At 43.8% G+C, this 23,215-nt stretch carries 29 protein-coding genes; 7 read left to right on the forward strand and 22 right to left on the reverse strand.

The window, feature by feature from the left end:
* Positions 1-55 precede the first annotated feature (55 nt).
* Entirely contained in the window at positions 56-1,744 is a 1,689-nt protein-coding gene (locus tag BSQ33_RS00815; protein ID WP_088132922.1) for a S16 family serine protease, read from the reverse strand.
* Positions 1,745-1,909: 165 nt separating this feature from the next.
* Between BSQ33_RS00815 and matP the strand changes: the two genes are divergently transcribed.
* From matP to BSQ33_RS00835, 4 genes are all read left to right on the forward strand, one after another.
* Complete coding sequence (gene matP, locus BSQ33_RS00820) at positions 1,910-2,359, forward strand: macrodomain Ter protein MatP (RefSeq protein ID WP_021020319.1); 450 nt, start codon at positions 1,910-1,912, stop codon at positions 2,357-2,359.
* A gap of 15 nt (positions 2,360-2,374) precedes the next feature.
* Positions 2,375-2,692 carry a DUF3634 family protein gene (locus tag BSQ33_RS00825; protein ID WP_088132923.1) on the forward strand — a complete coding sequence of 106 codons (318 nt, stop codon included), beginning with the start codon at positions 2,375-2,377 and terminating at the stop codon, positions 2,690-2,692.
* A gap of 85 nt (positions 2,693-2,777) precedes the next feature.
* Positions 2,778-4,619, forward strand: a complete 1,842-nt coding sequence (locus BSQ33_RS00830; RefSeq protein ID WP_088132925.1) for a sensor domain-containing diguanylate cyclase — start codon at positions 2,778-2,780, stop codon at positions 4,617-4,619.
* Between the two features lie 628 nt (positions 4,620-5,247).
* Positions 5,248-5,634 carry a DUF3653 domain-containing protein gene (locus tag BSQ33_RS00835; RefSeq protein WP_088132926.1) on the forward strand — a complete coding sequence of 129 codons (387 nt, stop codon included), beginning with the start codon at positions 5,248-5,250 and terminating at the stop codon, positions 5,632-5,634.
* 773 nt (positions 5,635-6,407) lie between these two features.
* Here BSQ33_RS00835 and BSQ33_RS21490 read toward each other — a convergent pair.
* From BSQ33_RS21490 to BSQ33_RS00940, 21 genes are all read right to left on the reverse strand, one after another.
* Complete coding sequence (locus BSQ33_RS21490) at positions 6,408-6,566, reverse strand: hypothetical protein (RefSeq protein WP_157721336.1); 159 nt, start codon at positions 6,564-6,566, stop codon at positions 6,408-6,410.
* A gap of 102 nt (positions 6,567-6,668) precedes the next feature.
* Positions 6,669-6,827, reverse strand: coding sequence for a hypothetical protein (locus BSQ33_RS21765; protein WP_198298123.1), 159 nt, complete (start codon positions 6,825-6,827; stop codon positions 6,669-6,671).
* Positions 6,827-7,048: a hypothetical protein gene (locus BSQ33_RS00850; RefSeq protein ID WP_021020710.1), complete on the reverse strand. Its 222-nt coding sequence runs from the start codon at positions 7,046-7,048 to the stop codon at positions 6,827-6,829. Before BSQ33_RS00850 ends, BSQ33_RS21765 begins: the two co-directional genes overlap by 1 nt.
* 91 nt (positions 7,049-7,139) lie before the next feature.
* The gene (locus BSQ33_RS00855; RefSeq protein ID WP_088134495.1) at positions 7,140-7,550 is read right to left on the reverse strand and encodes a virion protein; all 411 of its coding nucleotides are present in this window, start codon (positions 7,548-7,550) and stop codon (positions 7,140-7,142) included.
* A gap of 50 nt (positions 7,551-7,600) precedes the next feature.
* Positions 7,601-7,861, reverse strand: a complete 261-nt coding sequence (locus BSQ33_RS00860) for a hypothetical protein (RefSeq protein ID WP_021020713.1) — start codon at positions 7,859-7,861, stop codon at positions 7,601-7,603.
* A 9-nt stretch (positions 7,862-7,870) separates the two neighbouring features.
* Positions 7,871-8,320: a hypothetical protein gene (locus BSQ33_RS00865; RefSeq protein WP_088132931.1), complete on the reverse strand. Its 450-nt coding sequence runs from the start codon at positions 8,318-8,320 to the stop codon at positions 7,871-7,873.
* Positions 8,317-8,700 (reverse strand): hypothetical protein, encoded by a 384-nt coding sequence (locus tag BSQ33_RS00870; RefSeq protein ID WP_088132933.1) that lies wholly within the window; start codon positions 8,698-8,700, stop codon positions 8,317-8,319. Before BSQ33_RS00870 ends, BSQ33_RS00865 begins: the two co-directional genes overlap by 4 nt.
* Entirely contained in the window at positions 8,697-9,305 is a 609-nt protein-coding gene (locus BSQ33_RS00875; RefSeq protein ID WP_088132935.1) for a hypothetical protein, read from the reverse strand. The genes BSQ33_RS00870 and BSQ33_RS00875 overlap by 4 nt, the downstream gene beginning before the upstream one ends.
* Positions 9,302-9,847: a hypothetical protein gene (locus tag BSQ33_RS00880; RefSeq protein ID WP_088132937.1), complete on the reverse strand. Its 546-nt coding sequence runs from the start codon at positions 9,845-9,847 to the stop codon at positions 9,302-9,304. The genes BSQ33_RS00875 and BSQ33_RS00880 overlap by 4 nt, the downstream gene beginning before the upstream one ends.
* Positions 9,840-10,268, reverse strand: a complete 429-nt coding sequence (locus tag BSQ33_RS00885; RefSeq protein WP_157721478.1) for a hypothetical protein — start codon at positions 10,266-10,268, stop codon at positions 9,840-9,842. Before BSQ33_RS00885 ends, BSQ33_RS00880 begins: the two co-directional genes overlap by 8 nt.
* The gene (locus tag BSQ33_RS00890) at positions 10,256-10,468 is read right to left on the reverse strand and encodes a hypothetical protein (RefSeq protein ID WP_088132940.1); all 213 of its coding nucleotides are present in this window, start codon (positions 10,466-10,468) and stop codon (positions 10,256-10,258) included. The genes BSQ33_RS00885 and BSQ33_RS00890 overlap by 13 nt, the downstream gene beginning before the upstream one ends.
* Positions 10,465-10,623 carry a hypothetical protein gene (locus tag BSQ33_RS21770; protein ID WP_198298124.1) on the reverse strand — a complete coding sequence of 53 codons (159 nt, stop codon included), beginning with the start codon at positions 10,621-10,623 and terminating at the stop codon, positions 10,465-10,467. The genes BSQ33_RS00890 and BSQ33_RS21770 overlap by 4 nt, the downstream gene beginning before the upstream one ends.
* A gap of 10 nt (positions 10,624-10,633) precedes the next feature.
* Positions 10,634-10,903: a hypothetical protein gene (locus tag BSQ33_RS00895; RefSeq protein WP_088132942.1), complete on the reverse strand. Its 270-nt coding sequence runs from the start codon at positions 10,901-10,903 to the stop codon at positions 10,634-10,636.
* Between the two features lie 11 nt (positions 10,904-10,914).
* A complete protein-coding gene (locus BSQ33_RS00900; RefSeq protein ID WP_088132944.1) occupies positions 10,915-11,721 on the reverse strand; it encodes a major capsid protein P2 in 807 nt (268 codons plus the stop codon).
* 288 nt (positions 11,722-12,009) lie between these two features.
* Positions 12,010-12,777 (reverse strand): hypothetical protein, encoded by a 768-nt coding sequence (locus tag BSQ33_RS00905; RefSeq protein ID WP_088132946.1) that lies wholly within the window; start codon positions 12,775-12,777, stop codon positions 12,010-12,012.
* Positions 12,743-13,240 (reverse strand): hypothetical protein, encoded by a 498-nt coding sequence (locus BSQ33_RS00910; RefSeq protein WP_088132947.1) that lies wholly within the window; start codon positions 13,238-13,240, stop codon positions 12,743-12,745. Before BSQ33_RS00910 ends, BSQ33_RS00905 begins: the two co-directional genes overlap by 35 nt.
* On the reverse strand, positions 13,227-13,697 hold the full coding sequence (locus tag BSQ33_RS21775) for a hypothetical protein (protein WP_198298125.1): 471 nt from the start codon (positions 13,695-13,697) through the stop codon (positions 13,227-13,229). Before BSQ33_RS21775 ends, BSQ33_RS00910 begins: the two co-directional genes overlap by 14 nt.
* Positions 13,698-13,700: 3 nt before the next feature.
* Positions 13,701-14,018: a hypothetical protein gene (locus tag BSQ33_RS00920; RefSeq protein WP_088132949.1), complete on the reverse strand. Its 318-nt coding sequence runs from the start codon at positions 14,016-14,018 to the stop codon at positions 13,701-13,703.
* Positions 14,019-14,046: 28 nt separating this feature from the next.
* Positions 14,047-14,313: a hypothetical protein gene (locus BSQ33_RS00925; RefSeq protein ID WP_088132951.1), complete on the reverse strand. Its 267-nt coding sequence runs from the start codon at positions 14,311-14,313 to the stop codon at positions 14,047-14,049.
* 73 nt (positions 14,314-14,386) lie between these two features.
* Positions 14,387-14,860, reverse strand: a complete 474-nt coding sequence (locus BSQ33_RS00930; RefSeq protein ID WP_088132953.1) for a hypothetical protein — start codon at positions 14,858-14,860, stop codon at positions 14,387-14,389.
* A 629-nt stretch (positions 14,861-15,489) separates the two neighbouring features.
* Positions 15,490-16,092 carry a hypothetical protein gene (locus BSQ33_RS00940; RefSeq protein ID WP_088132956.1) on the reverse strand — a complete coding sequence of 201 codons (603 nt, stop codon included), beginning with the start codon at positions 16,090-16,092 and terminating at the stop codon, positions 15,490-15,492.
* Between the two features lie 537 nt (positions 16,093-16,629).
* Between BSQ33_RS00940 and BSQ33_RS00950 the strand changes: the two genes are divergently transcribed.
* The 3 genes from BSQ33_RS00950 to BSQ33_RS00960 all read left to right on the forward strand — a co-directional run bounded on the left by BSQ33_RS00950 (position 16,630) and on the right by BSQ33_RS00960 (position 23,028).
* On the forward strand, positions 16,630-16,890 hold the full coding sequence (locus tag BSQ33_RS00950; RefSeq protein ID WP_088132960.1) for a helix-turn-helix domain-containing protein: 261 nt from the start codon (positions 16,630-16,632) through the stop codon (positions 16,888-16,890).
* A gap of 1,417 nt (positions 16,891-18,307) precedes the next feature.
* A complete protein-coding gene (locus BSQ33_RS00955; protein ID WP_088132961.1) occupies positions 18,308-20,371 on the forward strand; it encodes a DUF6041 domain-containing protein in 2,064 nt (687 codons plus the stop codon).
* Positions 20,368-23,028, forward strand: a complete 2,661-nt coding sequence (locus tag BSQ33_RS00960; RefSeq protein ID WP_088132963.1) for a PEP/pyruvate-binding domain-containing protein — start codon at positions 20,368-20,370, stop codon at positions 23,026-23,028. Before BSQ33_RS00955 ends, BSQ33_RS00960 begins: the two co-directional genes overlap by 4 nt.
* The last annotated feature ends 187 nt before the right edge of the window (positions 23,029-23,215 follow it).

The raw sequence follows: 23,215 nt of genomic DNA on the forward strand, positions 1-23,215 counted from the left end.
TCCAAATATCAACAGCGAGCATGTTAGTGAAGCAGTGTATGTGAAACAACTCCGATCAGTAGAAATTCAGTCTATTTTTGAGTTTTTCCCATAAACTTTCCGGATTTTCTTCACGCTCGAATAATTCAATTCTCTCAGCTATCTTTTCAAGAACACTATTTTTTTCAAAGCCACTATCTTTGTTTAGGGCTTCATCTGTATTTTTCCGACGAAAGGGTTTTCCCATGAGGATAGGAATTGCTTCGTCAACGGTTGATACGGGCCAGATATGGAACTCTCCGGCTTGTATACGACTCACCAGAGTATGGTGAAGTGCCAAATTCCTTAAATTGGTTTTAGGCAGGATGACTCCTTGCTTGCCAGTTAGACCTTGATGACAACAAACATGGTAAAACCCTTCAATTTTCTCATTTAAGCCACCGACAGCCTGAACTCTGCCGAATTGATCCACCGCACCAGTCACGGCAATCTGTTGATCAATGGCGATGTTTGATAATGCACTCACCAATGAACAGACTTCAGCCAAAGAAGCGCTGTCACCATCGACCTCACTATATGATTGTTCAAATACAACCGATGCAGAATAGGGGAGTGGTGCATTCAATTCCAGAGCACTGCTGACAAATGCCTGCATAATCATCATGCCTTTCGCATGAAGGTTACCCCCTAAATCGACTTTACGTTCGACGTCACTGATATCTCCGTCACCAAAGTGAACAACACATGAAATACGAGCTGGCTCTCCGTAAGAGACAGGATGTCCTGCGATGTCAATCACCGTTAACCCATTGACCTGACCGACTTGTTTGCCCTGTGTTTCAATCAATACCTGACCATTGAGAATATCACTCAGTGCGCGTTCCGGCAGATAACTTTCGTGATAATAGCGTTTATCCAGTGCAGACTGAATATGGTGAGACTCAATCATGCTCTTGCCAGCTTCAATGGCTGCTTCTTCCAACAACGTCCGGTGCCAGAATAAACACAGAGGAATATATTGCTGATCTTCGGTTTGACGAACGCCAGCAGCCAACAGTAACTGAACAGCGTCTTCTGAAAGGTCCGGATAGCGGTAAGTTTGCAGCAACCATTTTAAATATGCGAAATAGTGGGTAAGGGTGTCTGGCTCAATTTTCATCTCCAGTTCCATCTCTGTATAAAGAGATAAACCACTACGAATATCATCATCAATATAATCGACCGTTGCCAACTGCTCGCGATCGCCAGATAGGATCAGTTTGATATCGTAACGTTTCGCCCATTCATACTGGAGTGGTGATTTTTCATCACAGTTCAATGCCGAGACTTCTTCACCAAGCAAAACACTTTTCAGAATTGGCCAGCTAGCGGCATTTTTGATCAGCCAGTTAGGAGAGACAATCAAATAACCGCCATCAGCTTTATCGAGCAAACCGGAAAATTCGCTGACAAGGTGCCCATTATCTGCTTTGACCGTGGTAAACATGTGCTTTTTTTCCAGAGACTCACTGGTGATCACCGGTATATTCTCTGGAAGTAGAGCTGAGAGACTATTCTGGATGATATGGCGATAAACTGAATTGTCAGGTGCATGGATAACCAATAAGCGGCTCAGTCCTGTCAGCTCGGTAAAGCGACGTAGTGTCGATTGGAGTCGAGGCTGGGTTGACATAAAATCAGCGGGTTGAATCGATGGGTATTGTGATAATTGTGTGCTGTAGTCGTCGAACTGAGGCGTTACAAAGCGCCATATATCATTTGTCATTGCATATTCGATATGAATTTAAAGATGAAAGATTATATAGAAAAAGTTACTTGGAAAACAGATTCACATCCCATTGATCAACGATCTATTTGCAGATATTTATATCATGGGTTACGCTGTCACTGCATCTAAGCTCATTCTGCATAAAACAATAGGTTATCCCAAATGAAATACCAGCAACTTGAAAATCTGGAATGTGGATGGAAATGGCAATACCTCATGGATCGCTATAAAGAGGGGGTTCAGATTACTCGCCACATCGATAGCAGTGAGATTGATCATGCCGTTGCATTACTGAGTCAGATTGAACATGAGCCCATCCACGTATTGGAGTGGATTGAGCAACATATGTCACCTGAACTGGATAACAAGCTGAAACAGGCGATTCGGGCGAAACGGAAAAGACATTATAATGCTGAACAGATTCATACCCGCAAGAAGTCTATTGATTTAGATTATCGCGTATGGGAAAAACTGGCTTTTCGTGCGAATGAACTAGGATGCACCTTATCTGAAGCGATTGAATACTTACTCAGCGAAGCCTCTAAAACTGAAAAAACGAGTCAGAAAATGAGTTCGCTTAAAGAGGATTTAAATCGATTATTATCTGAATAATCAAGGAATTATATAATGATGTACGTCATAATTATTGCAGCTGTTGTCATTTTCTGGTTGCTTGTTCTTGATCGGCCTGTGTTGTACGTTCATTTTAAGAAAGGTGAGTTGGTTAAAGTCAAAGGTCATTTACCAGTGACGTTAAAGCATAACCTGACAGAAATTGGCCACCATTCTCCATTTGATGGATATCTGAAAGCCTATCAGCGCCGAGAGGGAATTCGACTCAAATTTTCTCCGTCGGTGCCAAAGAGTATCCAGCAGCGGATTCGCAATGTTTTTCCTTTCAGTGGGCTGAAAAAATCAGGCATTAATCAAAAAAATAAACACTAAATTCTATATACCTGACCTCTGTTTGCTATTCCTTGAATATGAGCTAGATTTTATATTGTTTAAGTCAAGGAATAAGAACAATGTCATGGCTCTGCCCAAAACATATACGAAGTTTATTTACTTCATTCTCTCGATAACGTCAGTGTCATTGGTACTGATATATCATCAGTACCAGAAAGGTGCGATTGTGGAGAATCGTGCGCAGTTTTTCTTTGCTAGCGCTGAACAATACTCTGATCTTTATGTGAAATTCGTAAAAAGTTCACTTCAAGCGGTACAAAAGAGTGACATTGTACAGAATTACCTAATCAATTCCGACACCAGTCATCAGTTACCCCTTCGTACTATAATTCAGCAACTTACACAGAGTTTTCCTGCAATTGAACAACTAGACATTTTGAATGTCAACGGAAGCTCTTTACTCCATTTTGTAAAGACGGTTGAGCTAAACAGTCAAATAGATTTTTTACCAGCGGATCAAGAACCTATTTTCCCAGATATTCACCAACGACTTAAAGTTGAGTCCGATGAGATTTGGTTCTCTCAGATAACGCAGGCATCCAGCCTCATGAAGGCACAAAAAGTAATGCTTCAGGCTGGCTTACCGATTTTTATGCAAGAACGATTGATTGGTGCACTTATTGTCAATCTTGATATTACTGAGTTTCTGCAGCACTTATTTTTTCAGCCAGATGCTGATATTTACTTGTTGAATGAGCACGGTCAGATTTTGTATTCGAACCGAAGTTCAAGTCATAAGCATGATGCGTATCAGTCATTACCAACAACTTTGGCTATGTGGGAAGTCTCAGGATTTTCTACTTTTGGTTTCTCAAGACTGATTCCCAGTCATGAACCGTTGACTCTGGCATATCGAATGCGCGGAGCTTATCGTGCAGACATGAGCATCTTATTGATTGCAGTAATGGCCGTCGCTGCTTTTTCTGTACCGCTCGGAATTTTGGTCGTATGGCACTCAATTCACCGTAAGATTATGTTAAATCAGTTATCAATTGAAAATCAGGATAATCTCAATATCATCGACCAATATATTCCCGTCATTTCCACTGATAAGCAGGGCCTTATTCAGCATTGTAATGATGCTTTTCTAAAATTAACGGGTTATACAAAGAATGAATTACTCGGACAGTCTTACGGTATGCTCAGCGCTCCTCATGTGATCGAGCAAGAACCTTTCTCAATGTTTAGAACATTGTTACCCGGTAAACAGTGGCAAGGAGAACTCCATAGCCAGACGCGAACTGGGGATGAGTTATGGTTACATACATCCGTCATACCGAGATTTGATAAACGTCAGAATCTGACCGGTTATATGGCTATTTTTACTGACAGGACTGATCGTAAACAAGTCGAGCAAATGGCCGAAAGAGATCCATTGACCGGTATTTACAACCGAATGAAACTCGATGAGTTGATGAGAAAATGTCTCAATCAGTCAGAAAAATCAGGTTGTGAGTTTTCCATCATTCTGATCGATATTGATTATTTCAAAGCTATCAATGATGAATATGGACACTTGGTTGGTGATAATACTTTGATTGAAGTGACTTGCTTACTGCAACAGTCTTTAAATCAGCCGAATGAAATTGGCCGTTGGGGAGGTGAAGAGTTTGTTGTGATTTGTCCTCAATCAGACTACCTAGAGGCGTTTCATCTTGCCAAGAAACTTTGCAATGCGGTTTCCCAACATCGCTTTAGGCAGACGGGCCAGGTCACCATTAGCTTAGGCGTTAGTTCATCGCTTGGAAAAGACTCAGTCGCTGAGTTATTAAATGAAGCAGATCAAGGGTTGTATGAAGCTAAAGATCGTGGGCGTTGCCAGGTTGTTGGGCTTCTGAACAGTGAGCAACCATCATTAGTGGCAAACTCACAAGAGATAGAAACACCTAATATAGAGTTGATTTGATGAGATATTGGATCTCAAGATGTTGTCACAACTAACGCACTATAACTAGTTTTTTAGAAGAAACCAAACAATATAAATCTCCAGCAAAGATAGATAACACGGACCCAATCAACCACAAATCACTAAGTCTAAGAGGCAAACAACATCGTTATTTTCTACGAATATTGAGATAGTTCGCTAGCTGAAACTGACAATTACAGACACATGCATCTATACCGTATTTATTGGTACAGCATCTCAACAAAAAGTTCTACGTGAAAGCCGGAAGAAAATCAGCTACCGAGAGCTGTAAGCTGGTATGGGTGTCGCAGAAAGATAGCGTTTGAACATCATGATGTAGCGAACATGGTAATGGGTTTAAATTCGTTGAGAGTAATCATGTTAACGCAGCGGAAGCTAAACAGACTAAATATTGCACATAACTATAGTACGTATTATATATATTATGTTAAATAAGATAATTGAGTCGATTCAATGCGTTAATGCTTCTCACCTCTTAATTGATACATTCATTCATAGCAATCATTTACATAATCCCTCAGATTTTGAGTGTTAGGCGCAAGCTAAGCGCCCTAACACCTGAAATCATCATTTTCTATTTTTTTGATGATTTTGTGAGGTACATCACGTGAAAAAGCTAAGGCAGCGCATCAAATTGCGCGATGAATTGTATCAATGCGGTGTGTTAAATCGTCAGCTCAGCGAGATTTTGATCAGCGAGTTTGATTCAATGGAAGAAGCCGCGGACTATTTAGGATGTTCAGTGTCTTCTCTCTACCGTTTTAAACAACAAAATAAATGGCCTGTTGCACAAGCACGCTTACTCTTGATTAGGCACCGGGGGTATCTTCCCAGCTCTACACCATGGTATGGGTTCAAGATCCGTGGAGATAAGTTACTGACACCCTCTGGCCGTGAGTTCTCCGCAATAGAACTTAATATACCCAAGAACATTAAATCAAATGATAGCTATGCTCTGCTGATGAGAAGTAAAAAGAGATTTAAAAGATCTTAATAAGAAAAAACCCGCCTATGTTGGCGGGTTCTGATTACGATTTTTTATCTTGTAATAAATACTCAATATCAAATAAAGGCCATAAGCACAGGCCAAAGCAATTTTGATATAGTTATGAATATATATACTGTCCAGAATCATGATAGACACAAATAATAAGGCTACCGAAAGTAGCTTCATTCGATCCATAAGATATGATTTCATTACTGTGCCCTCATAATGTCGGGAAAATGATTTACAGCATCATCGATCCAAGAGCCGTATAAACTTAAGTCCTTAGCTGCCCGTCTCAATTGCCTCAAATCACATCGCGTTGCCCGGTTCGAAGCCATTATTGCCGATCCGAGTAAAACCCCTGCATAATAAGCACCATATAAAGCATAACCATATACTGCTGCTTTCCCTCCGGGGATCTTCGGTATCCTTGCTCCAAAATTTAAAGCACTATCTATTGCTGTTAGCATGGAAAGAGGTTCAGCAATTGCCCCACCTATTGTAGTCGGTAACGAGAACCCATTTGCTACAACATTTGATTCGAAGTTATATACAAAATTATCGAAATTAAATCGACACAACCTAGCCATAATTATTTCTCTCGTTTTATTTTATGTATCATACTAAGCGTTTTTATATGCACAAGGGTTCGTATTGGTTGGGTTGTGTTCTTGAGAGCTAGCCTGTATTAACATCACCTATACATCAATATATCTATCAGGCGTTACTGCTTTTGATAGCAAAAAGCCCCAATACGGGGGCTTTGTCATTCTGGTATGTCATTTTTTCTTTTGGCGACGGACTTTGACGCTTTTCTTTCCTGCTGCACTGAGTTTCTTTCGCATCGTCGCAGCAAAAAGTTTATCGGTTTTCCACTTTCGCTTGGTTGCGTTCCCGCCTTTACGGCCAGCTTGCCGGACTGTGAGAGACTTTGCCATATCACCTCATTTTAATTATTGCTATTGATAGAAAGACAATCGCAGATATGGTTGCCGCAAGTTTTAAAGTAATATCATGTTTTACTACAATCTCTTGTTCTGTCATTGTCCCTTACCTTGTTCCAGATGAGTCACCCGTTGATCTATTTTTTCCAACATCACCCGGAGCCACTTCACATCAGTTTTCAAGGTGATACCAACACCAATCCCACTAAATAACGCGCTCACCGCAGCAACTATCAGGGTTTGATATTCTGCCATTACTTGAATTCATCTCTCAGCGTTTCCCAGATACCGATGAATACAGGGGCAGCGGTGCCAATTAAACCACCATAGTGAACCCCGTCCGGTGTGATACTGGCGGTTAATAGTTCAGGGTGTCCGGCCGCTAGTGCGACACCTGCACCGATTAACGCGAATCCCTTTTTGGTCGATGCTTGGTTGATATCGATGCCTAATTTGTTTTTGAAAAAATCGCTCATAATAGATGGCTCCTTTTCAGATATTTGATGGTGTACGCTGCCAGAATTGCACCGGCAACCGACAGGGCGATCCGTTTCATGTCTTGCTTTGTCATGCCATTGCAACCCCTTGTTGTGCCATGCTCAGGCCGTAATAATTGCCGACCTCTTTACGGCTCATTGCATAAAGTAGGCGGGCGAGTTGGTCGTTATCATTGACATTAACTGTCTGATTTGGCTCAAGCCCTGTCCATTGGCTGATTTGCTGCACATAGAGCGCGGTGTCATTCTCATTGTCTGGGGCAAAGCGGTAAATCATTTGACTGAGTGTTTTGTATCCTTGGCGGCTGTAACTTCTCAGTATCCGTGCGCCAGCCCGAAAGCCGTAGACAGGGTGTTTGAACTCTTCGAATTCTTTATCACGGTTAAATCCTGATTTACCTTCCCAATCATTCGCTGAGTCACGAATGTTGAGCGGGTTATTATTCCGAACGCCACGCGGAAGCGTTGAGCGGTAAAGCATATAGGCAAGTCCTCCTGTGATGATGGTCAGGCTAATCAAGAGCGGCTGATTCATGCGCTCTGGTCTTTGACGTAGTCTTGATAACGCTGATGCTCGTCAATCAACCATGCATAGCGCGCATTAAATTCGTTTTCGCCAATCACCTGATTGGGTCGGGCGTCCAGATATTCGATATGCCCCGCTCCGATTGCGGTATCGTACTGAACCGCCCATTCACCATGGGTCATCTGATAGCCGCCGATTTTGGACATCTCTGCAACAACGCCATCAACGATAATCATTTGGTCTTGTGTAATTGCTGTAACTTTCATAGTACGTTGTTACCTCATTTTCATAATAAAAATAATACCTATCGATGGTTGACGGGTATCAATTGGGGTCACGGTTGCATCGTGGTTATGGGCGACGTTCCCACCTGTATAACTCGTTGCTGTGGGTGCAGAACTAGAGCCACTAATCCCCCAGACATTACTGCCGCCTGAACTCTCATGGAACCATACACGGGCAAACGTATGATTGTGTGCTGGTAAGTTTTGATGAGTTAAGGTGCGAGGTTGTACATTGACTCCCGGATATCGAAATGTATCGCCAAACATTTCATGTTGTTGATACATCCGTCCGGCTCCTACCAATGCACGATCAAGTAAATTCGGGGTGCCGTTGGTGCCGTCGCACAGTTGCCAGCCGTGAGGAATTTCACTTAACGGGCGTGTCCAAATCCGTATATCTCCCCGTTTCCAGCCGGAGGCTTGCGAATAACTAAAATTCATACGCGCTCCCCGATATGAAGTACATCCCCCGCGATCCCCTCTACGGTGACCGCATTCGAGGCCGGAAATTCGACCACCGCACCAGCAGGGACACGGAGAAAGCTTTGAATCACAATCTCCCCCTGATTCCCTTCATCTGCCTGTAAAATCAGCCCCTGACGCTTTGGATTGGCATCGATACGTTGAGTGCTGCCATTGAGTACCACGTCATTGCGGCCGTAAATCTCAGTTGGTTGTTGGGTCACGGTCTGAACCGCTTTCCAGTTGGTGACACTGACCTCGGTGTGAGGCATGGTTTTCACCTCAATCTGAGGCATGGTTTTCACCTCAACCTCAGGTAGACTTTGGACCACGGATACAGGGCTATTTATTTGCATCATTTCACCTCCAAAACCGCGAGACGAGCAGTGTTACTACTGACGTTATAAACATACAGCTCCCCTGAAAAATTAAACGAGAGCGAGCCGATTGCCGCTTTGCTACCGATGACCAGTGCGCCTCGGTTGCCTGAGACGTTAAAGTCACCGACACGCAAGTCGGTCAATTCATCACTGATGACTTGCATCACGACCTGACGATAACCGCCCGATGTCAGTTTGGTCTTGGTTTGGGGTGTGATTTCAATATCAGGATGGGTCACCATTTGCGATGAAGGTATTGTTGCCACCTTCAAACCGTCCTCAACTCTCACACTGGCTTCAAACTGAATCGGCTCAATGATGCGCTGAACAACCAGCCCCGATGTTGAGGCTGGTTTGTGCTCTAAGTCTGAAATCTGATAGTCAAAATTCACTGTTTTATGTGAATGATGACTTAAAAACATCTTTTCAAACTCCAGAACATTGATCCGGTCACCAGATTCAAGCCGCTGAGGACTGAGGCCGTCGGCAGAAATAAAAACCGGTGCCGATGTTGACCGGACAATCAAATATTTTCCCCGTCCCCCGACTGAAATTGGGGTTTCGGTATTGGGTTGTAAAATCATTTGCTCCCCTTCACGATTGCATAGGCCACCGCACCAATCGCAAGAACGGCACAAATCGCATAAGCGACTTTTGTCCATTCTGTTGCGTTACCTATCTGTTCACGCTGTTTGGCGTCGCCAGCCATGGTCAGGGCAGCTCTAGCGCTCTCGTTGCTTTGACTAGCCATAGACTTCAAAGCACTCATTGCCGATTCTGAAACACTTTCCATCTTATCGAGGGACTTGTTACTGGCAGACAAAGCTCCTTTGAGAGACTCTTCGCCAAAATCAAACGCAGCCTTTGACACTTTTGTATTTGAATCAAGGGTTTTATCAATTGAGGAAGCCATTGCTGAAACGGTGTCTCCACCTAGATTGAGCGCCTCTTCTGCGATTTTTCCGGCTGTTTTGGTTGCGCCTTGGTCGGTCATGGTAATGTTGCCGACACTCCCCTGAACCCCACTAATTAAGACACCAAGATTGTCGCCCTGAACGGCATTGGTGCCGTTGATATTGGTGTTGTTATTTGTGGTACTGCTTGAACTACTGCCCCCTTTACCCATGCTTGTAGCCCTCCAAATTCAGCACATAACGCGATTCACCCGGAGCCGGAACACTGTCCAGCTCAAACCCGAATCCCCGTAACAGACGCCCCATTCCGGGGCGATAAGCATGATAAGAGATTGCCGGATACCCCATACTGAGGCACCGCTCAATAATCACCGGTGCAGCATGAGCAAGGCCGCGACCTTGTGAGCAGATCACGTGATAAATCCCGTCAATCACACGACCAACAAAACGGATCTGAACATCTTTTGCTTTGATCAAGTACAAACTCGCTTGTCCGGTTTGCACCTTCTCTACCACATCCAACCATTCAGATTTAGGGTCATGAGAGCCGTTAAATGCTGGCTTGAGTAATTCAAAATGAGCGTTAATATCCCGACGCGACGGTGCCAGATAGCTGATTGTTATTTTCTGCATAGCCACCATGTCACCCCTATTGCTACCGCAATCCAAGGGATCCATTGTCCCGGACTGCCGCCACCAAAGTTGATGGCACCGTTACGGATCCCCCCAAAGCTGGATTTATTGCTGGCACCACTTGGGCCAGCCTGTCCGCCATTTGCACTAATCGGCATCGTGCCGGAATTGGTGAGTCCTCCCCCGAATGATGGGATCATTGACCACCCCCTTTCGCGTTATAGAAACGCCATGCAAGATAGATAACCATGAGTGCCGCAAAGACCTTTAACAGTTTTCCTGTAGCCGACCCCGTCCAAAGTCCAACCCCAAAGCCTGCAACACTGGCTAAAAGAGGGATTACAAATACTGGCATACGTCCCCCTTTACCGTTTCATCAGCATGACAAACAAGACAATCAATATCAGTAGCGCGATGCCTCCACCGACATAGAGCCATGTTTGATTGAGCTCAGACGGTTGTGATGGTGTAACTTTATTACCGTTATTATCGGCCTGATGAGTTGCCTGTGGTTGCGTGTTGGCGTTGACTGAACTGTTGTCACTGGTAGCGGCTCCGACAAGACTGTCGAAACCTTCCCCGACACTATCGAGTAAGCCGGAGCCAAAATTACTTAAATCATCTAAGAACGCCATGATTACCCCCCTTACTGAACTAGGTCAGGGCGAACAATCTTGACTGACTCAACAATGATCGGAATAGAGCCGACAGCCTCATCAGTTTTCACTGTGAATTTGAGTTCATTGGTGTGCGCTGTCTGGAACAGTTCATCAATGAAGTAACCGCGCATGATCGGATCGAAGTGATACATTCCCGATTGCCAATACTTTTTATTTCGCTTGGCGCGCATGGTTTCAACAGCCCGTGTTGTGTCATAGACTTTGATATAATCACGGTGAATTTCGAGTGAGTTCACCGTCTCTGACAAAAAATGCATCCGACGAACCAGCAGAAGAGGCGATGACGTGAGATCAAGGAACTCATTTTCTGTTGATGTGGCTTGCATGGTGTGTTTTTTGATTTGTGGCACAACAATCCGTGCCGCTTGTTGTGGGGAAACCGTCGCATGACCTTTTAGCTGTATCGCCGGAGCGCTACCGGAGTTATCCGGTGCAATTTCAATTTCCAGTACGATGTTATCCCCAGGCTCAGTGACCAGCGCTGTATAACGCATCCCGTTTTTAGTTTTTGCGGTGATGTCTGCCAGTGGAATATGATAGAAACCATCAATTGACGGCATTCCTTTATAGGCTTCCAAAGCTTTCATCAGACGGCCATCAAGCACAATGATTTCATCTGCGTTGAGCGTAATCGAGACTCGTTTGATTTGTTCCGGTGACAGGTTGGTTTCGAGAAATATCTCTTCATAAACCGGACCCGTCGGGATCGTCAACGAGGCTTTCTCACCGTAGCCAACACCAGTGAACGAGTTTAATTTCATAACTGAATTCATAGTGCTTAATCTCCGATGACGTCTTCGACAGCGTCAACATTGTTTGATGCCCAGACGGTAAGGGCTGCTACCAATGCGGAAACAATCGCGATTGCGAGTAGTTGTTTAGGTTTAAAACCGAACATAAAATAAAAATCCCCTTGTCTTGCGACGTTGGTGAGTTAATTAGGGCGAAAATGCCCAAGTTCGGCTTTATAAAACGAGGAAAATTGAAGTTTGGAAAGCTTGGATAACCTATAGGTTAAGCGCTTAACCTATAGGTTGAATTGTGATGTTAATCGCTGTCGTTTAGCGATAATTCAGAGATAGTTTTGCCCCTGTTCGGCAGTTAAAAGCAGCATGTTCAATATTGCCGATCCCGTCCCGGACAAGCAGATATTCCGCAATCGGCTTATTGATGGTTTTCTTGTTCACCTTGGCAGATTTTAGCCCTATTATCCGATTCACATTAATTCCCCGACGAATTGAAAGCCATTCAGCATCCGCGGCAGAATTAACGGCACCGATCCACCAAACGGCCGATTGATCGGTGACCGTTTTAGGCACTTCCTGCCCCTTCTGAAAGACCGTATGAATCACCAGACCATACTGACGCCCGCCCCGTAATAACTCTCCGGCTCGTCCCTTGAGTTTGGCAGACGTCTCGGCACAGGAAGCCAGCTCTTCAATCACGACATGCAGGGCTGGAGCATGGCCGTTCCCGACCGACCAGACAACAGCACTGAAAAATTCCAATTCTTCGCTGTTCGCGCCACTTTCAGGAACATAGGCTAATTTAAAGGTATCCCCTCGCTTGCGAGCCGACACTAAAGCGCGAACAAACGTTAAACGTGAAGAGGTGGCCTGAACCATCTGACCTTTAAACTTGTCTTCAGCATAGTTTTTGTATGGGTCAAAGAAAACGACTTGCGCCCCTTTGGGGATTAAGTCGAGATGTTTCACCGCGGAGGTTTTCCCACCCCCAGTGCCCGCGACATAAATGGTATGCTCTGCATCTAAAGATTGATTCGAGTTGACCGGGTTAGGAAACTGCAACGGCTGTGGCTTCTTCGGCATATTCTCCTTCCCCCCTGTCCTGTTTGGCTTGTTGAGCAATCAGCTTTTTCGTTTTGACGATCTGCTTTCTGGTGCTGTAACCCAAAGTAATGATCGCAAAAAGCAAGGTTGCCTCTTCAAAGTAGTTCCCGAGCATTTTCATAAAAATACCTTCACTATGCTTGGTTAACACTGGTTTTGCCGCTTCAATAACTTTGGTCTTGCCTTTTTCGTCAAATTCAAATTCAAAACCGACTAACATGGATGTAACTTGTTCGGTGACCACAAAAGCAATGTCAAGGAAAGCGGCCGCGGCTTCGCTTTGCTCTTCTTTGTCATCTGATTTGTTCGGTTCGGTATCATCCGGTTCAGTCGGTTTATTTTCCTGCTGATTTAACGCATCAATGACCGCGCTGAAATCCCCCCAATCATCAGTGGATGTATCCGGCTCAAGTAATTCGCTGTCCGTATCAGGCTGTTGCATCTTGTACCCCTGCACTCTCATTAACCTCATTGAGTTTCACGCGAAGCATGAACCGACGAATTAACCAAACGATGAATACGATCACGCCTATCAACATGATGAATCGTCTGATAACCACCCGGTTATCCTGCTCTGAAACCGTGTCCTGACTGGTTTCATCGGTGACCACTTCCCCGGTTATCGGTAACGGTGTAACCGGGTCAGGTAACCGGGCTTCCGCTTGTAGCTGAGATTCATTTTCAACCATGTTGACCCCGATAAAATCATTCACTTTCCGACTGATCGAGCTGTTGCCACATTCAGGACAACGGTAATACATAAGCCCCAAGTTACGGTTATTTTTGGGCGGCTCTCCGGTTTCAATTAACCGACCTTCCCCGACTTGATGAACCGTTGATGATGACGTACAGACGGGACAACGGACGAATCCACGCACTGGGTTTTGCTGTCTGGCCATAACCTAAGCCTCCGTCATCAAAGCGGGTTCAATTTCACCGAGCATTGCCCTGTCTGCGATAATTCGAGCCCGATATTTTGCTCTGGCAACACGATTGATTTTTTCGAGTTGCTCAATTTGGTCAAACAGATTGACAGGTAAACCGAGTGCTTCGAGTGACATATCACCTTTCATCAGCATCCCCATTGCCTGCTTAACCAGTTTTTGGGGGTTCATGTCCTTAAACTTGTCTATCTCCGCTTTCAATACTGAGGTCAGTTGATCTGCTGCATCCAACGCGTTTAAATCCCGGTTAATCTCATCAATGGATAGTGTTTTCATATTTTGCCTACTGCGTTATTAGTTTTGTTCAGGCAGCACGAAACAGGCCGGAAACCGACTGTCTGACATGCCACGCGATGATGAAAGCCATGAATTCAGGCCATACGTCCGGCTCTGAAGGATGAAACACAATCTCTAACGGCTCTTGACTCCGGTTTACGAGTGTTTCGAGGGATCGGATAGAGTCAACAGCGATGCAGTTTTCTCTATCTTGGGGGAAATTCTGTTGCTGCTCGTAGGTGATACGATGATTGCCAACAGAAAAAAATGGATGGTGATTATTTTTATTGTCCATATTCATACCTAGCTAACTGAATAAGGACACGTCCGACGGGTATTTTATATAAAAATCATAAATGATTAAACTATTAAAAGTAATTCTTTATTTCCCGTTGCCATTTTGTATGACCCATATAATCCATCTCGATTAATTTTGATTCGTTATTCCGGTGAGCCAGCAATGTTAAATGGTTCACACTGACAATATGAGACGCTTGCCGGAACTTTTTATCACAGAGATAAGGAGACGGAACAATCAAAGAGACACGTTGGCCTGTGCGGGTTTCTGGCGGAATTTTCGTATAAGTTACAATGGGCGCGGTATCAATCATATAGTCCGCCACAGAAATTGCCGGATGAATGGATGAAATAGAAAGTGAGGTTAAACCGAAGTTCTTCACCAAAATATCAATTTTTAATGCCGTACCGAAATTAACAACCCGCACATCAGCTAATTCAAAATCAATCAGCTCGGGATCTTTCAGCTCATTTCTTCTAAAAAATGAAATCATGTTCTTATAGCCTTTCCGTACTACTTTAAATATTGCAAATTCAATACTCATTGATCATACTGTTCCTATCATATGGTTGATAATGTTTTAGATTCGACCCTCGAACAATATCATAACCGTATGAAACAAAGCCACTTCCTTGCGAAGTGGTTTCGTTTTTCTGAGGCCTCAATTTCTCCCCTTCTCCTTGCTAAGCCCGTCGCGAAGCGACATAAACGGCCTATATCCATCAAGCGCATGATGAAGCTGATCGACTGTGTTGGCATGTTCCGTTACGGGGCCCGTTAAATCGCCCGTTGGTGTTCCGTTGGCCGCTCTTGTCTGAAGGCGATTTAATGGGAGGTACCATTTATCCCCGCTTTGCCGGGGATAAGAATATAAATCTATTAATTTCACTAATATCATCTGTTCTAGTCGAAGACTATGTTGTCCGGCAATGAAGAGCGATAACTGATAGCGATAACTAGGAGTAGTTTAAATGGGTTATACAGATGGTTATCCACAAAAATTGTGGGTGCTGTATAAAAAACAACCATCCCTATAGTGAACGAATGTGAACAATCATCAAGAAAGGATCTAAAAAAGGATCTGGAAATTAGAATTTGATTATTAATTAATCAAAAATAAATGTCAGGTACGAAAAAGAGCCCCGTGGCCGGGGCAAATATTGGCTAGAAAGGTTAGGTATTTTGAGGGAGATGATTGATAGCCGCTTCTTTGCGGCGTCTGCGTAATAATGTAATCGGAGTTTGAATATATTTGACGGGGCGTTGTAAACGTCTGGCAAGCATTTTCAGCCATTGTTTAGCGGCTGTCTTAGCCTCTTGATACTGCTCATAGATACCAAGGTCTTTGAAGTAGGTTTCTGTAACCCGCTTAATTGATGCAAGTCCGCGCCATTGATCGCGATTGTCTTTGCCTGTGTAGCGTTCTCTCGGTTGCTTAGATGTGATCCATCCCTTTTGAAATGCATATTTAACGCATTGTTTGACCCGCCAAAGCGGTAGATTCACAGCTTCAGCAATAAATCCCCATGTTCTGAGAGAGAAGCCGTGAACCGTTGCAACCCCGACCTTATTTGAATGAAAGCACATTTCATCAACGAGAACGGTCATCACACGGCAGATATCACGCGCAAATGATTGACGGATCGCCCGACCATTTGTGGTCGTGAATGCTGCCGATGATGAAGGACAGTGAGCAATTTTCGACAAGATCGAGCGATTCAGGGCGGCTAATGGCCTGTCCTTACGCTGCTTTCCTGTCGCGTTGATCATGCTCATGCGTCGAAACTCTCCGCGATTTCGGTGAGTTCTTTCCGGTATAGGTGCGCTTGTACCCGGGATGCAGTTTTGTAACACGACTCACGATTAATCCATGACTCTTGTGCTTGCATAAAATAGATTGCTTTCTTATACGGCACCGCATCGATTAGATGACATAACGCATCTTGAAAGTCGTCAAACGTGTTAGAGCTAAGATTTTGGGTGTGATGACAGAGTGTTCTGATTATGCGGTATGCATCTCTAAACTGATTCTTTTCTAGATGCACATCACATTTTTGTGATTTTCGATTTTGATGTGATTTAGCCATGCGCTTAGTTCTCCGTGTTATTCGCTCTGTGCTACTCCCTGAATGAGAGCGCTCTCTTAACCGGCACTGATTACAACAAACGGACGTGCCCTTTTTTCAGCGTTCGAATCCGGTTAAGAGAGCTAACACGAAACAAAGAATATGACGATCAAAACACCTAAGCAATCACCTGATTGCGTGGTGCACTACGCAATCAGGTGATTTATGCTTGCCGTAGGAGGTAGTTATGATTACTACAATTGAACTTTTAGACATGCTAAAGGAAGAGGCAGACTTGCCTAGTGACTATGCTGTTGCAAAATTTCTCAATGTTACTCATCAAGCGGTGTCTAGATGGCGTAATGGTAAGGTAATGAGTGAAGAAATAGCTATAAAAGTGGCTAGAGTTTTAAATATAGATGAAGATGTTGTGATTCTTTCTAACCTTGCTGAAAAGCAAACAAATGATAAAGCTAAACAAGCTTTATTGAAGCTAATGGCCTCCTAGCCTTCTCAAAATAAGAATCAAGAATAATCGATTAAACCCCTGATTTTAGGGGTTTTTTATTAAAAGGATAAAGACGTGACTGTATATATTATGTTAAATACGATAATTGGAGTGATAATGTATAAGGAAAATGATTTATAGCGTCACAGCTCCAGGAGCCAAACAACTGCTCTGTGTAGGAACGGAATCCCCAGTATAATCGGTACCAAAGCAAAACATAACCTATTTATTTTATCTGTTCTAAACGGCCATAATCATCGACAATTGGTTAATATCAATACAGCACTCAATGCCTCATTGTTGGTTTGCTTCTCTTTAAAAAATGTAATGGCATCAGAAGAAATAAATCTTAAATACCTATTCTAAATACATTCACACTGCTGTTTTTCATAATCCTCATCATCGAATACATGTTCTTATTTGAATATTTTACCATTTAATTGTTGGAGTAATTACTCGAAAAATAAAAGTCAACATTCAACCCTACTTGATAAGATAAAATGAGGTTATGTTTTTTTGATAGAAATATAAATTATTTCCTGATGTTCTTAACTCTTTGAAATATAGTGAATAGTTTTTTCATGTGAGTAAATTTTTACAAAGTGCTTTTTTTCTTCTACACTTCATTAGTTAAAGTATAAGCTCTATTTTGTTTTTTACATTTATGTTAGTTAATACCTAGCACAGCAAGATGTAAATCAAAAAATGAAATAACTCCCCCCTTTGTTTGAACTGAAAATCACAATTCCTATTTCCTAATATTTTGAGAAGTACATCTCATGTTGAAATTTTCAATGATTATTTTCAAAAATGAAACGTCTATTCTATCCTATTGATTTTAATGGATAATAATTGCTGAACAATTGTTAAGCAATTATTAACTTTAATATTTTAATCTTGATAGTATCTCTAATTATGTGGTAATTATTTTCACAACGAATAAGGTTTTAATTAAAAAATATTCTTTGACTTAAAAGTTTAATATTTTTAATTTATAAAATAATACAACGAGCCATCACAGCAGAATGGTCGATATAAAACACAAATTGAGGTATAGCGTAAAAAAAACAGCAATATTACACATTTATCAATAAGTGTTTTTTTGAACAACAATTATAACAACGTCAGGGCTAGGTACAGGAATTTTATTTTATCAGCAGTATAAATACGTCATTAATATCATCTATATCAATAATAGATGCAGATTGTGTTTATCTGTACAATAGAGTTTTTGAATATAACGAACTGGATATAACCAGAATCACTCTTTTTTAATAGTTTATAGACTGTAAAAGTATATGATTTTTAGAACAGATGATTTCTGGAAAAGTAAGTTACCCGCCCGATGAGTTGTCCGCTTCGAACGGTAATCACTGATTATCGTTCGCAAAATAGGCTTTATAGAGGTAACTATCGAATGATAATTCAACGTATTTTCGCCGTACTATATATGCTTGCCGGCATTGCTAAACTTTTCCCTCAGTTTGAAGATGTTGTTGCAGAACTCCAAATCGCTGCAGTGGCAAATCAGGGAACTTGGTATGAAGGGATTTCTGTTTGGATTGGTACTCATGCTCAATTTTTTAACCTCCTCTCCGGTGTTATTCTTTTCGCTTCAGGACTCGTTTTGCTCCTGAATCCAATTTGGACAAAATGGGTAATTTATGGCCAGCTTCTAATGATGGTGGTTTTTGTTACTATTTTGCACCGCTCACAACCTCAAGTCGTGTTGTTGGATGCCGTCTTTGCTTTAGCAGCGCTGTACATGCTCCGCAATCAATACCGACGCAAAACAGCATTTCGCGTCTTCCCCACGCAAGATTTTTCTCTACTGCAATCAACCGGCGTTCAAGCAGAACGGCCTCAAAATGGTGAGAACTATGATGTAGTCATCATTGGTGGCGGGATTGCTGGGTTAACCGCAGCCAGTGAATTTGATCAAGAACGCGTCTTAGTCGTTGAAAAAACAGCATCTTTGGGAGGAAATGCCCGTCATGAATCCTATCAAGGACTCAAACACCCCGTCGGCGGGGTCTGTTTTCAAGAGCCACTCCCCGATTCTGAAATGATGCATATCCTGAAAAAAATCGGACTGGATAAAAGCTACCGCTCGAATGCAGAAGACATGCTGGTTTTCTTCGATACAATGTTGTTGATGCGTTGCTTGGGAGAAGTGATCGTTGGCTTTCTCAAAAAGCCGGCTTTTCTGCTCAAGCCTGAAGTATGGGGGCTCACCTGCCAGCTCTTTATCAATGCCATCATTGGTAAACCGTTTGTAAGCTCATCAAAACAACTCGGTGATCCAACTTTTGCTGAACTTTATCGCTTTCTAGACCGATTCGCGCCCGGTACCCGACTCTATCCTCAAATGCCCTGGAGTGAAGAAAGTGGTTGGCCTCGGGAAGAAATGGAACTGCTGGATAATATTTCTCTGTACACCTATCTGTTTGAGCCCGAAAAAATTGCCCATATCCCCCAACATCTTCGTCCGCCCGTCTCTCTTGGTAAATTAGTTGAAAATGCAATTCGAGTGGCACTGCGGGTTGAGTGTTCTGATCTCAATGATGTGTCTGCTTATGCCGGTCTTTATTTCCTCATCGGTTACTTACGCGGCAATCTCATGGCGCTGCCCGGAGGCAATGGCGGATTAAGTGAAGGATTGTGTCGCTACCTTGATACGAAAGAAAATGTAACCATGGTGACCGATGCAACTTTGGCAAACATCAACCAACTTTCTGATCATCATGCTCAATTACAGTTGATGGTGGGAGGCCAATCAATACAGGTCAATACGCGGCAAGTCATTTGGTCTGCGCAGAAAAGTGCGATTGTTCCCTATGTTCCAACTTTGCCACAATCTCAGGTTGAAGCCATTGAGACGATTTGTTACGAAGATTATTATATGGCCAGTGTGTTGTTATCAAAACCCGTACTGAGTCATGCGTTTGGCGGGTATATGATCGAGCCTGAACACGCATCAGTGAACGAACCGTACTACTGGTGTAAACCCGGCACCTGTCTGGTCGCGAATTGGATGGATCCTAACGGCAATAATGAAGTCGGGGTGCTCACACTACTCATGCCGACGACTCGTCCTGAACGCAAAGGTCGTGATGCTTACGGAAAATTCCGTTCGCTGCAAAAACAGACTTATTTTGAAATTTCCAAACTTCTGACCAATATCGGTATCAGTCCGAGTGTTATTGAAGATATCAAAATTTGGCATTGGTCGGGCGGACTGGTGACTGCGGTTAAAGGACATCATAGTCGTGGTATTTTTACCACTGCCGGACAGCCATTTAAATGCATTCAATTTGCCAATCAGGATAGTGTCGGGATCGGGAATATTGAAGGTGCAATTTCCTCTGGTCTGAAAACATCCAAAGCAGTCAAACAACAGCTCAAGGCTAAGATTACCCCTGAGCCGGATACAGCCTCTCAACCTCAAACTGAAGATTCTTTAGCAGGAGCAACACTATGACGGATTCACAGATCGTCGTCGGGATCTCCGGTGATCAGCAACTCGCTCATCAACATTTAGGTGGTAAAGGTTATTCACTGAACCATTTGGTTCATGCGGGCCTGCCCGTTCCGGTCGCTTTTTGCGTGACCGCAGATGCTTATCAGCAATTTATTCGGGAAACGCTGCCCGCCCCACTACTGGAATCCGGAGAGATCGAGCAAGTGCGGGAAACGATTCTCAGTGCTGATATTCCTCAACCCATTAAACAGGCCATTCAGCAAGCCTATCAAGATCTAGGTGAGAATCCGCGCATTGCCGTGCGCTCATCCGCACTGGATGAAGACGGGCAATCTCAGTCATTTGCAGGTCAGTACGAAACTTATCTGCATGTCCAAGGCATTCAAGATGTCTTGCAGAAAGTCCGTTCCTGCTGGGCATCGCTATGGGCAGATCGGGCGGCGCTTTATCGTCAAGGTCATGCTACGGAAAGTGCTATCGCTGTGGTCTTACAAGAGATGGTTGATGCCGATGCAGCCGGTGTGATGTTCACTTGTGACCCTTTGTCCGGCAATCAGGAGCAGATTGTTATCGATAGTTGCTGGGGACTTGGTGAAGGCGTTGTTTCCGGTCAGGTCACAACCGATACCTTTACGCTCGACAAGCAGACGGGCAGCATCATCGCTCAGGAGATCCGTCACAAACCCCACTATTGTCAGTGTGATGAAAAGGGACAAGTGACGATTCTGCCAACCCCGGATGCATTGCAAGAGCAACCCAGCCTGACACCGGAACATTTAAGCGAGCTGAACAACCTTGCACGTCAGGCCCGGTTAATTTACGGCACCGATCTAGATATCGAATGGGCAGTGAAAGATAACAAAGTTTGGCTGCTACAGGCACGTCCGGTTACAACCGAGGCAAAAGAAGCGACCGTCATTTATGCCAACCCTTGGGAATCCAAACAATCCGTCAAAGACGGTGCGCTGTTTTCCCGGATGGATACCGGTGAAATCGTAACCGGGCTGATGACCCCGCTGGGCTTGTCTTTTTGTGAATATTATCAGAAACATATCCACGGCCCATCGATTCAGAAAATGGGGATGGCGGATATCTCAGATTGGACGATCTACATGGGCTACATTCAGGGACAGGTCTATCTGAATATTTCCGGTTCAGCCCATATGCTCAGACAGTGTCCGCCGACTCGTGATGAGATGAAATTTACCACCCGTTATGCGACAGACGATATCGATTTCACTCACTATAAGAATCCTTATGGCCCCGGCGTTGAAGGTTGGGATTATGTCAAAAGTGCTTGGTATTGGCTCAAGCAGCAGGTTCATAATGTCCGTCATGCCCCCAAAATCGTTGAACGCATGATTGCCCTGCGTCAGCAAGAAACACAGCGTTTTCTGGCTCTGGATTTCAGCAAAATGACGCTGGCCGATCTGAACCGTGAATTAGAGCGTGCCGATCAATACTTTCTGGAAAGCTGTGCCGCGTATATGCCTTTCTTCCTGCAATCTTTTGCGTTGTATGATGCATTAACCGAAACCTGTGAGGCGTATTTGGGCGACAAAGGCAATGGCCTGCAAAATCGCATTAAAGCGTCGATGAATAATCTACGAACCATCGAAGTCACGCTCGGTATTTTCAAACTGGTTGATATTATTCATCAGCAACCTCGGTTGAAGCAGCTTTTTGAAAGTTATGAAGCGAATGAACTGGTCGAACGCCTGCCGAAGGACCCTGATGGTCAAGTCTTCTGGAATGGGCCATTTGAAGATTTTCTGTTTGAATTCGGCTCCCGGGGAAGACAGGAGTTTGAATTAAGTATCCCACGCTGGCGTGATGACCCGAGTTACTTATTACAAGTAATGAAAATGTATCTCCAGCATCCGGTTGATTTACAGAAAAAATTACAAGAGACGGAAAGCCTGCGCAATCAGGACAGTGAACAATTATTGAGCGGCCTGCCCTTTATGGGACGATTCAAGCTGAAAATGCTGATGAAACTTTATGGCGTGATGGCTGAACGCAGAGAAGCGACTCGTCCAACATTTATCACCGAAACATGGTTCTATCGCCGGATTATTCTGGAAGTGCTGGGACGACTGGAAACGCAGAATATCGTCCGTCGCGAGGATTTACCTTATATCGATTTTCAGCGTTTTCGTGACTATGTGGCCGGTCGGATTTCTACCGATGAAGCATTTGCTCCCGAGTTGCTCAATCAAAACCGCCATCAGCATTTATTGAATCTTCATGCGGATGAGCCACCAATGGCAATTATCGGTGGTTATACGCCACAACTCAAAGTCTCAGCTACTGACGATAACCCCGACCAGCTAAAAGGTTTAGCCGCAAGTCCGGGACAAGTTGTTGCGAAGGCTCGGGTTATTACCGATTTGCAAAGCCAAGCCGGAGAATTGCAGCCTGGTGAAATTCTGGTTGCAAAATATACCGATGCCAGCTGGACCCCGCTGTTTGCTTTGGCCGGAGGAATTGTCACAGATATCGGCTCTGCCCTCTCCCATAGCTGTATTGTTGCGCGAGAGTTTGGGATTCCGGCAGTTGTGAATCTGAAAACGGCAACTCAGCAGATTCAGAGTGGCGATACGCTGATTATCGACGGCGATAACGGGCATGTCAGGATCCAGCGTCAGGAATCTTAGGCACAAAAATCACCCATATCGGTGGTAGAAACCCTGCCACCGTCAACAACATGATGACAAATAGACATTGAATCATCTCTGATGATTCGACGGGGGTTGCTACGTTTTTTTATCGGGCAACGGCTGTATTTCATCATATAGCTCGCCCCATTTGAGCAAGTACACATGCGAGTTGGATGACTCCCAT

The sequence above is a fragment of the Vibrio gazogenes genome (assembly GCF_002196515.1).
Lineage (GTDB): Bacteria > Pseudomonadota > Gammaproteobacteria > Enterobacterales > Vibrionaceae > Vibrio > Vibrio gazogenes_A.